The sequence below is a fragment of the Pseudidiomarina aestuarii genome, from assembly GCF_048263735.1.
In the GTDB taxonomy this organism is placed as follows: Bacteria; Pseudomonadota; Gammaproteobacteria; order Enterobacterales; family Alteromonadaceae; genus Pseudidiomarina; species Pseudidiomarina aestuarii_B.
The window spans coordinates 110538-123281 of the sequence record NZ_JBLXDX010000004.1 but is presented as its reverse complement, the minus strand read 5'-3'; the positions used below and the strand labels follow the sequence as shown (position 1 = coordinate 123281).

General features: G+C 48.5%; 8 protein-coding genes. 2 read left to right on the top strand and 6 right to left on the bottom strand.

Going from position 1 to position 12744, the window contains the following annotated elements:
- Positions 1 to 6: 6 nt before the first annotated feature.
- Both recG and trmH read right to left on the bottom strand, forming a co-directional pair.
- Complete coding sequence (gene recG / locus ACN0S4_RS10215) at positions 7 to 2091, bottom strand: ATP-dependent DNA helicase RecG (protein ID WP_417657693.1); 2085 nt, start codon at positions 2089 to 2091, stop codon at positions 7 to 9.
- On the bottom strand, positions 2088 to 2777 hold the full coding sequence (gene trmH, locus ACN0S4_RS10210; protein WP_417657576.1) for a tRNA (guanosine(18)-2'-O)-methyltransferase TrmH: 690 nt from the start codon (positions 2775 to 2777) through the stop codon (positions 2088 to 2090). The genes recG and trmH overlap by 4 nt, the downstream gene beginning before the upstream one ends.
- Before the next feature lie 52 nt (positions 2778 to 2829).
- On the opposite strand from trmH, the gene ACN0S4_RS10205 reads away from it, so the two are divergent.
- Together ACN0S4_RS10205 and ACN0S4_RS10200 are read left to right on the top strand one after the other, a co-directional pair.
- A complete protein-coding gene (locus ACN0S4_RS10205; RefSeq protein WP_417657575.1) occupies positions 2830 to 3480 on the top strand; it encodes a TIGR01621 family pseudouridine synthase in 651 nt (216 codons plus the stop codon).
- Between the two features lie 74 nt (positions 3481 to 3554).
- Positions 3555 to 4841, top strand: coding sequence for an amidohydrolase (locus tag ACN0S4_RS10200; RefSeq protein WP_417657574.1), 1287 nt, complete (start codon positions 3555 to 3557; stop codon positions 4839 to 4841).
- A gap of 66 nt (positions 4842 to 4907) precedes the next feature.
- Here ACN0S4_RS10200 and ACN0S4_RS10195 read toward each other — a convergent pair whose 3' ends face one another.
- The 4 genes from ACN0S4_RS10195 to ACN0S4_RS10180 form a co-directional block, all read right to left on the bottom strand.
- A complete protein-coding gene (locus ACN0S4_RS10195) occupies positions 4908 to 8036 on the bottom strand; it encodes an efflux RND transporter permease subunit (RefSeq protein WP_417657573.1) in 3129 nt (1042 codons plus the stop codon).
- 11 nt (positions 8037 to 8047) lie between these two features.
- Complete coding sequence (locus ACN0S4_RS10190; protein WP_417657572.1) at positions 8048 to 9280, bottom strand: efflux RND transporter periplasmic adaptor subunit; 1233 nt, start codon at positions 9278 to 9280, stop codon at positions 8048 to 8050.
- The gene (locus tag ACN0S4_RS10185; protein ID WP_417657571.1) at positions 9277 to 10524 is read right to left on the bottom strand and encodes a TolC family protein; all 1248 of its coding nucleotides are present in this window, start codon (positions 10522 to 10524) and stop codon (positions 9277 to 9279) included. The genes ACN0S4_RS10190 and ACN0S4_RS10185 overlap by 4 nt, the downstream gene beginning before the upstream one ends.
- Before the next feature lie 497 nt (positions 10525 to 11021).
- Positions 11022 to 12668: a fatty acid--CoA ligase gene (locus tag ACN0S4_RS10180; RefSeq protein ID WP_417657570.1), complete on the bottom strand. Its 1647-nt coding sequence runs from the start codon at positions 12666 to 12668 to the stop codon at positions 11022 to 11024.
- Positions 12669 to 12744 lie beyond the last annotated feature (76 nt).

Below are 12744 nucleotides of genomic sequence, written 5' to 3'. Positions count from 1 at the left end.
GCATTTTTACGCTTGGGCGTAGTGATCGCGCCGCGGGAGCCAGCGCTGAATCAATGCGTCTGCTGTCTGCGGGTGGTCCTGCCAAATTTGCTGTGCGAGTGACTGTACATCGTTCAATAAATGGCTATGTTTCATTAAATCCGCCACTTTCATGTCGGTTAGTCCGGTTTGCTTCTGACCGAGCAACTCACCTGGCCCTCGCAACTCGAGATCCCGTTGCGCTATCACAAAGCCGTCATTGCTATCGCGCAACACGCTCAGACGTTGGGTAGCAGTCTTCGACAGCGGCGCGTGGTACAACAACACGCAGTGACTCGCCACTGCTCCGCGTCCGACTCGCCCTCGCAATTGATGAAGCTGCGCTAACCCGAGACGTTCTGGATTTTCGATAATCATCAAGCTCGCATTGGGTACATCAACACCCACTTCTATGACCGTTGTGGCGACGAGCAAATCAAGTTCATGCCCTTTAAAGGCTGTCATCACTGCTTCTTTTTCAGCGCTTTTCAGGCGCCCGTGAACCAAGCCGATCCGCAAGTCTGGGAGCGCTTCCGCCAATTGCGATGCAGTATCCTCTGCTGCTTGACACTGCAATGCTTCAGATTCTTCAATAAGCGTACAAACCCAATAGGCTTGGCGACCCTCTTCTTTACACACTTGATGCACTCGTTGGATCACTTGGTCACGACGCGTATCGGGTATTGCCACTGTAGTAACTGGCGTACGCCCCGGCGGCAACTCGTCAATTACTGAGGTCGACAAATCGGCATAGGCAGTCATTGCTAACGTGCGGGGGATAGGTGTCGCGGTCATGATCAGTTGATGAGGTTGGTAGCCCTGATCAACGCCTTTCTGACGCAATTCAAGTCGCTGATGCACACCGAAGCGGTGCTGTTCATCAATGATCACCAGCGCCAAATTGTGATAGCTCACCTCGGCTTGAAACAACGCATGCGTTCCCACCACAAACTGCACTTGGCCAGCTTTGATCGCCGCTAAATTCTCTTGTCGCTCTTTGGCCTTTTGCTTACCTGCCAACCAGCCAACTCCAATCCCAAGCGGCTCCAGCCATTGGCGAAAGGTCAGCGCATGTTGCTCAGCGAGTATTTCAGTGGGCGCCATCAGTGCCACTTGGTAACCCTGTCCAATCACGGTCAACGCACTTAGCGCAGCAACCAACGTTTTACCCGAACCGACATCGCCTTGTACCAAGCGCATCATGGGAATATCCGCCGCCAAATCCTGCTGTATTTCTTGCACAACGCGTCGCTGCGCTGCCGTGGGCTCGAACGGGAGTTGACTCAAAAAGCGCTGTTGGAGTGCCACATTGGGGATCAAGCTGCGGGCTTGATGGGATTGTTTCAACGCTCGCAACTTGAGCAGACTCAGTTGATGAGCCAGTAATTCTTCGGTTGCTAAGCGCGTCTGTGCGGGGTGTGTACCTGCCTGCAGTTGTTCCAGACTGGCATCTAACGGTGGGCGATGTAGCGTGCGAATCGCCGCTTCGAGTGACATCCCCTCCGGTTGTAGTGCTGACGGCAATAATTCCTCTAATGCCGTGGGATTCAGATAACTCAACGCTTGCTCACTGAGTTTGCGTAACGTGGCTTGCTGCACACCCTCAGTCATTGGGTAGACGGGCGTCAACGACTCTTCAGCAAATTCGGGAGCCACTGCGTCAGCCGCGAGCACTTTGTATTCTGGGTGGATCATATCCAACCCATTGATTCCGCGCCGCGCTTCGCCAAACAATTGCAAGCGAGTACCCTGCTCAAACTGTTTCAGTTGCGCTGCGCTGAATTGAAAAAACACCAGATTCAGCACCGCGCTTGCATCTTTCACTCGTACGCGCAGCATGCGGCGCTTGCCATACAGCACCTCAGCCTTGATCACCTCAGCAATCACGGTCGCTGCGGTTCCCGTTTGTAGTGCTGCAATAGGATAAATGCGGGAGCGGTCTTCATAGCGCAGCGGCAAATGCAGCAGCACATCTTGCAGCGATTCCAGCCCGAGCTTAACTAAGCGCTCTTGCAGCTTGGGACCAACACCTTTAAGCGTGTTGAGTGGAATACGGTGCAATGCGCCGTTCATATCGACTGCCCCGTTCGCATGAGCCGCCACCACGCCTCGTCGGCAACAATTTGGCCGTCTTCGGCAATGGCTGGATAAGGAATGTTGCGTTGCTTACAAATGCGCGCGAACAGCGGATGACCACCCTCAAACAGGACGCGTTGGCGCTCCGATTCGGCGAGCCTCGGTTGCTCGTAGAGACCGGCATTTACGCGCTGTCGTTGTGCTTCATACAGCACAATGGATGCCGCTACAGAAACATTCAACGACTCCGCCATACCCACCATTGGGATCACGATTTCTTGATCGGCCAACGCGAGTGCCTCCGCTGTCACACCGAAGCGCTCTTGGCCCATGATAATGGCGGTAGGCTGGGTGTAATCAATCGCACGGAAATCGACTGCATTTTCCGATAAATTGGTTACTAGGACCTGCATTTTCTGCGCTTTTAACACCTCAATTGCGGTGGCAAGCTCAGTGTAATGGTTTACCTTGACCCATTTTTGACTGCCCATGGCAGTCCCACGAGATAACTTGCCTCGCTTGTCGTACCATACCGCATGAATTTCATGAATGCCGACCGCATCAGCCGTGCGGATCACAGCCGATAAATTGTGGTTTTTGTGCACGCTTTCCAGACACAGTGTAAGATCGGGCTGGCGAGCATCCAGTAATTGATTGATTCGCGCAAGGCGCTCAGGTGACATAGGGTGCAGGTTCCTTTCTGTCATGATCTATTTATCAGGGAAGTATAACGATATGCGTGAGTTATCCCTAGTCTTTCGCCATCCTGACTTTTATATCCTGAATAAGCCAGCGGGCGCACCCATGCACGCCAATGATCACGAGGCTGGCATTGTTACCCAACTCGCCGAGCAATTGAATGAGACGTTATTTCCCGTACATCGACTGGATACACCGACCTCAGGCGCATTACTTGTTGCCCGCTCTAGCGCTTCAGCAGCAGCCCTCTCAGAGCTATTTGCTCGCCGGGCTATCCGCAAAACTTACCTAGCCATTGCGGCGGGGAAACCGAACAAGAAGCAGGGTTTGATTAAAGGTGACATGGCGAATGCAAGACGCGGCAACTGGCGTTTATTGCACACGCAAGAGAATCCTGCGGTGACACGCTTTTTCAGCTATTCCCTCAAACCGAGCTACCGGTATTACGTACTGCATCCGGAAACTGGTAAAACGCATCAACTTCGGGTTGCTCTGAAAAGTATTGGCGCACCTATTTGCGGTGATACACGTTATGGCGGTGAAGCAGCCGACTATCTGCACTTGCATGCTTGGCAACTTCAGTTCGATTACGCCGGAGAATCGTTCTCTATCAAAGCCCCGCTGCCTAGCTATGGTTTATTCAGCGAACTACCTAACCCGCTCCAAACAGACCCGACTGACGAATAGTTGCCGATTTCTGCGCCCCTTGCCATACTGAACTCTTGCGATATCACCCTAACTCCATCACAACGAGGTGTTTCATGTTTCGATTGTCACTTGTTACTGCGAGTCTCATCGCGGGTCTCTCACTTCCGGCTCAGGCGCAAGAGCCTGTCACCATTTCCGCTGAACTCGAACAGAAAGTGATCGAATGGCGCCGCGATTTTCATGAACATCCAGAACTCAGTAATCGCGAATTTCGCACTTCCGAAAAAGTCGCGGAACATTTGGAAAGCTTGGGTTTAGAGGTCCAAACCGGAGTCGCTCACACCGGCGTCGTGGCGATTTTGAAAGGCGGTAAGCCAGGGCCTCTGGTTGCGTTACGTGCTGACATGGATGCACTACCCGTTGTTGAAAAGACTGATGTGCCGTTCAAATCAACCGCAGTGTCCGAATATCGTGGTCAAGAAGTCGGTGTCATGCATGCCTGTGGACACGACTTGCACATCGCGATGTTGATGGGAGCTGCCGAGCAATTAGTAGCAATGCAGGATGACCTAGCCGGCTCGGTTATGTTCATTTTCCAACCCGCTGAAGAGGGTGCGCCAGTTGGTGAAGAGGGCGGTGCAGAACTCATGCTGGAAGAAGGTTTATTTGCTGATGCTAAGCCGGAAGCTGTATTTGGTATTCATGTCTGGTCGGCAGGCAATACTGGCACCATTGGTTACCGCGAGGGGCCATTGATGGCGTCATCGGACCGCTTTGAAATCAACGTCAAAGGTCGCCAAACTCATGGCTCGCGCCCGTGGGGTGGAGTCGACCCGATTGTTGCCGCAGGCCAAATCATTGCCAACACCCAGAGTATTGTTAGCCGTCAAATTGATATCACGAAAGCGCCAGCAGTATTGAGCTTTGGTATTGTCGAAGGTGGCGTGCGCAACAACATTATTCCTGATGAAGTATATCTGGAAGGAACAATCCGTAACTTTGATATGGATAACCGCCAGCAAATCTTCGCCGATCTAAAACGTACTGCGGAACACACAGCTGCTGCCAGTGGTGCAGAAGCGCACGTACATATTGACGAAGGCTATCCGGTCACTGTGAATAACCCAGAATTAACGCGGATGATGTTGCCGACCATTGAGAAAGTAGCGGGTGCAGAGAATGTGAAAGTGAACCCATTGGTCACAGGTGCGGAAGACTTTAGCTTCTACGCATTAGAAACACCGGGACTGTTTGTGTTCCTCGGTATTACGCCAGAGGGGCAGAATCCAGCCGAAGCACCAAGCAACCACTCACCGTTCTTCTTCGCGGATGAAGCAGCGCTGAAAACGGGTACAGAACTCTACATCAACTGGGTGGTCGACTACGCCGCCCAGCAGTAAAAAAGTCCCAAAATAATAAAACCGCTCTGAATTAGAGCGGTTTTATTTTACCTAATCAGTTCCGTCTTACTTCCTCAAACGAAACCGATTAACCATCACATATAAAGCTGGCAGCACTACCAACGTCAGTAATGTCGATGAAATAATCCCTCCAATCACTACTGTTGCCAGTGGTCTTTGTACTTCAGCACCAGTCCCTGTATTCAACGCCATCGGAACAAAGCCGAGACTAGCTACCAATGCAGTCATTAAAACAGGTCGTAAGCGATTTCTTGCACCATCGAATACTGCATCAAACAGGGATTTCCCCTCATCTCTTAGTTGTTGAATGAACGACAACATCACTACACCATTGAGAACAGCAACACCCGATAGCGCGATAAAGCCTACCGCAGCTGATATCGAAAGTGGCATCCCACGGAATAATAAGGCCAAAATGCCTCCCGTGAGTGCAAGTGGTACACCTGTAAAAATGATTAATGCATTCGTCAGTGAATTAAACGCGCTGTAAAGCAAACCCAAAATCAACAATAGCGTCAATGGGACTACTATAGATAAGCGCTTAGAAGCAGACTGAAGTTGCTCAAAAGTACCGCCATAGTCAATCCAATAACCGGCAGGCAGCGGTAATTCACTCTCTAACTGCTGTCGAATATCCGCTACAAATGATCCGAGGTCACGATCAACCACATTTGCGCTCACAATCATATTTCGTTTGCCGCTTTCGCGGTTTATTTGATTAGGTCCTTCTGTAAGCTCAATAGTGGCTATTTCTCCAAGTGGCACAAATTGGAGTTCAGGGTTGCTCGCAGCAGGAACTGATACCGGCAACATCCGCAGCGTTTCAATGTCCGCACGCCATGCATCGTTCAACCGCAACATTAATCGAAAACGCTTGTCACCCTCGTAGATGACGCCTGCCTGAATACCCCCCACGGCACTTTGCACTGAACGCTGCACATCATTAACTGTCAGCCCCAATAGAGCAAGATGATCACGCTGCGGCGTAACTGATAGTGTTGGTAATCCTGTCATTTGCTCCGCTCGAACATCGGCTGCACCGTCCACATCGTTTATAATAGAGACGGCTGCATCTCCCAATGTTTTGAGCTGGTCCAGATCATCACCATAGATACGCACTGCCAAATCTGCACGAACGCCTGCGATGAGCTCGTTAAAACGCATCTCGATAGGCTGAGTAAACTCATAATTATTGCCTGGAATCTGTTCAACAATCATACGTAAATCAGCGATGAAATCCTCTTTTGTTCTCGATTGATCACTCCATTGCTCCCTCGGCTTTAAGATAAGAATTGTGTCGGCCACACTTGGGGGCATTGGATCAGTCGCAACATCAGGGGTACCAATTTTAGAAAATACACGTGCTACTTCATCAAGCTTGGCAATTTCTTCCTCAAGTTGTAATTGCATCTCGACAGACTGCTGCAATCCCGTACCAGGGATCCGCATTGCATGCATAGCAATATCACCCTCATCTAACTGTGGTAAAAATTCGGCTCCCATTTTGGTGGACTGATAAAGGGCGACGACAAAGATACTGAGTGCGACAAGTATCACTAACAGCGGTTTTTTGAGAGAAAATGTTAGGAGTGGTTCGTATACGCTTCTCGCCCCGCGCATGATTCGATTTTCTTGATGGCTAACCTTACCTGTCACAAAAATTGCGATCGCAGCGGGTACAAAGGTCATCGAAAAAATGAGCGCTCCCAGTAATGCGAAGACTACTGTAAACGCCATTGGATGAAACATCTTCCCCTCAACACCACTTAAAGCAAATATCGGCAAGTAAACCAACATAATAATAAGCACACCGAAAACGGCAGGATTAAAGACTTCTCGGGTGCTATCGAAAACTTCCGATAATCTTTCCTTCGTCGTCAGTATTCGATTCAATCTCTGCTGCGCTAAACCCAGGCGGCGGAGAGCATTTTCTACCACTATGACAGCACCATCGACGATGATTCCAAAATCAATCGCTCCAAGGCTCATTAGATTCCCGGAAACTCGATTAGCGGTCATACCTGTGATTGCAAAAAGCATGCTGAGAGGGATAACGAGAGCGGTAATTAGAGCCGCTCGGACATTTCCTAGTAGTAAGAAAAGTACGACGATAACTAATACTGCACCCTCGAAGAGGTTCTTTTCGACGGTTGCGATAGTCTTCTCAACTAAATTAGTCCGATTGTATACCGGCTCAACTACTACTCCGTCAGGCAGGCTTAACTGAACATCTTTCAATCTCGCCGCCACAGCTTCGGAAACGATGCGGCTATTTTCACCAATCAACATCATCGCTGTGCCTAATACCACCTCACGACCATTTGATGTTGCGGCTCCCGTACGAAGCTCCTTACCATACTTTACTTCAGCTACATCTTTTATCCGCACAGGTGCATCATCGCGTTTCGCGATTACTACATTTTCAATGTCTTGTAGCGTTTTCAATTGTCCCGGCGAGCGCACTAACCATTGTTCTCCGTTGCGCTCAATGTATCCAGCTCCGGCATTTTCGTTATTCAGTTGAAGCGCCGTAAAGACATCTTCTAAGGTCACTTTGTAAGCAATCAGCTTGCCGGGCTCTGGTGCTACCTGATATTCACGCTCATAGCCACCCACTGTATTGATCTCAGTAACACCCGGAACCTTCACCAGTTGCGGTCGTACCACCCAATCTTGCAGTGTACGTAATGACTCGGATGTATATGGCTGACCGTTCTCATCCCTCGCATCAGGTTCCGCTCTAACAATGTAAGTAAATATCTCTCCCAACCCACTAGCAATAGGGCCTAAAACTGGTTCGATACCTTCAGGCAGTTCACCGCGAACACTCTGTAGCCGTTCACTTATTTGTTGCCTAGCCCAAAAGATATCTGTGCCTTCTTCAAACACGACAGTGACTTGAGACAAACCATAGCGTGAGATTGAGCGGGTATAATCCAACTCAGGAATACCTGCCATTGCATTCTCAACCGCATAAGTAATACGTTGCTCAGTTTCTAATGGCGAGTAACCGGAGGCTTCAGTGTTGATTTGTACTTGCACATTAGTAATGTCGGGCACTGCATCAATGGGGAGTTGAGTAACACTGTACAAACCTATACTTGCCGTAAAAAGCGTTGCAGCAATAATCAGCCAACGTCTTTCAATAGCAAATCGAATTAATGCGTTTATCATAATGTCACCTCCTAATGATCGTGGCTTGCGCCATCTTTCAAGACATCCGCTTTCAAGATGAAGCTATTTCCATAAACATAAGGAGTGTTTGGCATTAGACCGCCTGTCACTTCAATATATTCGCCATCACTCTCACCGAGTTCGACCATACGAACCTCGAAAGTATTGCCGTAACGAGCAAATACCACAGGCATACCGCGAAACGTCTGCACAGCGTCCTTTCGTACTGCTAGATCGACGGTCTTTTGACTGACGCTTACATCGGCCTGCACATGCATTCCCGGCCGCCAGTGCCCTGACAGGTTTTTAATCAAAACTCTGGCTCGTGCTATGTGTCCACCAGTCATTTGCGGTGCAATGTAGATTATTTCTCCAAATACGTTCTCATGTTGGTGTAAGTCAAAGACTTTGGCCTGCTGACCAACTTTGAGCTTTTCGATATTTTCAGGAAATGCAGATAGCTCTACCCAAACACTAGACAAGTCAACGATTTCAAAAATAGCTTTGTCTGTTGCTATTTCTCCGGCATTCATGAACCGTTCCGTAACCTCTCCAGCTATTGGACTGACTACATCGTAGCTCACTCCGCTGGCGGAATTGATAATACGTGCTAACGTTTGGCCAGCTGAAACTTGATCGCCAACATCGACGAATATATCTGCAATCTTCCCTGAATAAGTTGCTTGGATATGCGCAATTTTTTGGTTGACCGGTGCAATAACACCGAATAATCGTTCCTTAAAATTTAACGTTTTAGCGCTCGCGTCTTCAACCAAGATGCCTGCTTTCTCAATGACACGATTGGATAAACTTGTTCTGCCCTCAAACGCTTCATAGTGCCACGAACTTTTCTGACCACGATAGCTAGCAGTTACTGAGACCTCATACGAATGAGGCTCTACAACAACTTCATTACTGACCAAATAATCTTTTTCAGTAGTGAATGAAAGAGCGTCAGTCACATCGCCAAGACGGTGCAACTTTATATCTAACTCGATCTGATCGGGTTGCAATATCTCACCTTGGTAATATGCATAAACGCGCATTTCTGGCGGGATCCCGGATTCAAAAATGGTGATCTCTACAGCAAATCCATCGTCACTTAACAACTTACCTCCATTCGGGCCTTCTATCGTGACTTCACTGTGTTGATGTTCTTCACCTGTACTTGCAATACTCGATTGTGAAAATGCCCAAATAAAAATGATTAAAGCAATTAATAAAAAAGAATGTTTATTAGTCATAGCGCTGATTCCAAAAATACTTGGCCAGTCATTCGCTCAAGTTCAAGAATATCTTGGTACATGGCGTGACGACGGGTGATTTGTTCATATTCCAGTTGTGCTAATTCTTGCTGCGCATCAAGCACCACAAGCAAACTATGAATGCCTGTCATGTATCCAGCTCTCGTTTCACGATTTAGCTGTTGTGCTAACGGCAATAGCTGCTCCTGAATATCCTCTAGATATGTGTAGTTCGTTTGCAGACGAGCATGAATAGCTCTAGCTTGCATTCGCAATTGCTCCCGGACGACACGCTGTTGCATCAAAATCAATTCACGTTCGGCCTTATTTGATTGAATTACGCCTAAATTAGGATTCGTGAGCTGAAGCGGCATCGACGCTTGAAAGACCAGTCCTGATTCATCGAACTCATTGTTATAGCGAACGCCAAATCCGAGCGTAAGATCGGCAGTCGACGCTGACTCTATTGCACTCGCTTTGGCCGCTAAAAGTCGTTCTGAATCTAACAAGCGCAGATATTCGGGCGCCTCGTTCACTGCCGTGTCGACCTTCGCTTTGGTGGGTAATTGAATGCGTTGAGGGAGTTTACCTTGAACTTCAACGAAGTCAGGTTCTGTTGCCCACATGGCGCTCAGTTTCGTGATAGCTTCGGTTAGATGACCGCGAATTTCGTCATAGTCCGCAATTAATTGACTTTGTTGCAGACGAATTCGCGTCAACTCGGAAGAGGGTGCAACACCAGCCTTGATCCTATCCTCAGCAATTACTAATGCATCAGCAATTCGTTTCTGTTGGAGTTGATTCCAAGTGGCAATTTCTTGTAGCCGCAAAACGTTGTAAAAGCGCTCAGTCGTTTCTGCAAGTACTGAGATTTTTGTGTATTGGAACTCGGCATTAATCTGGCGTTCTTGGGCTGAGGCGAAAGCCAATCGTTGCTCTCTTTTTCCGCCCAGCTCAACTAATTGACTGAATGACAACGTAGCTTGTATAGCATCAACTCCTGAATTGGCTCCACTTAAATTAATGTTCTCAAGTTCCACTCCAACCGTTGGATTAGGTCGCAGCGACGCTTGTAATTTTTGCGCTTCAGCCATTCTCTGTTGATAAGGATATTTTTGTAACGACGGACTACTTTGGATTGACCTTTGAAGGGCTTCACGCAAAGTGAGTTCGCTTGCAATTACAGCACTGGGAGTCAATTGAATGAACACCATCGCTGCAATCACGAAATTCAATAATTTCATGATTCATCTCCATGATTAATTTATTGTGCCTACAGCACACTACTTCAGGGTGATGATTATGCGTTTGGTGGGGGAACCGGTGGTTGGTTAGTCTTACTTACGAACGATGTGTCGATATGAGCGATAGCGAGTGTGGGACCATATGAATTCTGAAACGTGATTGAATAACCAGTGATACAACTAACGTGGGCATGAAAATTATGCTCGTGATCAGAGCCCTCAATGTTATCGAGGATGTTTTCATTTGTATCGTTGTGAGAATGCTCGTGAAAAGAATAGTCGTACGTATGCTCTCCGTCTGTTGAATGCCCAGCCGCAACCGCACACGTAAAAAAGGTGTGCAGTAAAATGACGACAATCATAGGCCAAACTAGTCTCGACACGTTCTACTCTCAAGTTTTCTCACTGAGCGGGCGTTCAGGTTAACAGAAATAGCTTCTCGTGCTCAACTAAAGCTGGTGAACGCTCGCTCAACAAATCAACATTTATTCAAGTAATTACTTCTGCAGTTGTTGGCGAATGACCTTTTTGTCAATTTTGCCGACACTGGTGCGTGGTAAATCATCGACCACACTGACCGTGTCAGGTATGGCCCATTTTTCAATCACGCCTTCATCAATAAATGGCTGTAAATGCTTCGCCACCGCCGCTTGATCAAGTTGTGCGCCACCTTTTACGGTCAGCATGGCGTGTGGCCGCTCGCCCCACTCGTCATCAGGCAAGCCAACGACCGCGGCAAGCTCAATATCTGGATGTTGTGAGATCAGATTTTCGATATCGAGTGAGGACACCCACTCACCACCAGTTTTGATCACGTCTTTGATGCGGTCTTTGATTTGCAGTGTGTAACCACTATCAATCGAACCTACATCACCGGTGTGTAACCAGCCATTTTCCCACAGCTCTGCGCCTTTTTCTGGCTCGTTCAAATAACCTTGGGTCAACCATGGTGTGCGCACGACCACTTCGCCCATATCCTCACCATTGTGGGGTAGGAAGCGACCCTTGCTGTCAATAATTCGCATATCGACAAAAGGTACTGGCTTGCCCGCTTTGGTGCGGATGCGAACTTGCTCTTCGAGCGACAAGTCGGCGGAATCCAGAGGCAACCAAGTGGTACTCAACAATGGACAAGTTTCCGACATGCCGTAACCGGTATAGACTTGAATGCCACGCTCAAGCGCTGCTTTCGCCAAGCCTTCCGTAAGTGCACTGCCGCCCAACAATACCTGCCAACCACTGAAGTCGATGGCTTTGGCTTTCTCACTACTTAATACCATTTGTAAGATAGTGGGTACGCAATGGGAGAAGGTGACTTTCTCGGTTACAAACAACTTCAGCAATTGTGGTGGGTCATAACGTCCAGGATACACCTGCTTCAAACCCATCATGGTGGCGACATAAGGGACGCCCCACGCGTGCACGTGGAACATCGGGGTAATCGGCATATACACACTCGATGCTTGCAATAACTGCATCGAATCGTTCATGGAGGTGGTCGCCGCCAGTGCCATGGTATGCAGGACTAACTGCCGATGTGAGAAAAACACGCCTTTCGGATTACCAGTCGTGCCCGTGGTGTAGAACGTGGTGGCAATGGCATTTTCATCAAAATCTGGGAAATCAAATTCGGGTAATGCTTTGCTGAGAAGCGCTTCGTACTCACCTATAACCTCAAACGGAGCCTCTGGGGCTTCAGCCGCATCGGTGCAATGGATATAGCCTTTGACTGTTTTCAGTTCACCCTTCACCTTGTCAATCAAGGGTAAGAAATCATCATGTACCAGGACGAGATCGTCCACTGCATGGTTCATGGTATAAACAATTTGGTCCGGTGCTAAACGCACGTTGACGGTGTGCAAAATCGCACCAATCATCGGCACTGCGAAGAAACACTCCAGATAACGCGGGTTATCCCAGTCTAAAACTGCAACCGTATCGCCTTGTTTGACGCCCGCTTCAGTTAAGACATTCGCCAAACGTTGTACACGCTCATAAAACTCAGCGTAACTGTAACGCTTGCCATTATTACCACCAACAATCTCGTTGGAACCGGCATAACGCTGGCTGGATAATAGGAGCTGCTTGATCAGCAATGGATACTGGTGGGCATCCGCTGTTGGTTTAATTGTTTTTACCGGCATGCTTCATCCTCGTTGTTCTGTCTGCAGAAAATAGTGAACAGGTAACAGTGAACTGAAATGCCAAAACAGCTCGACA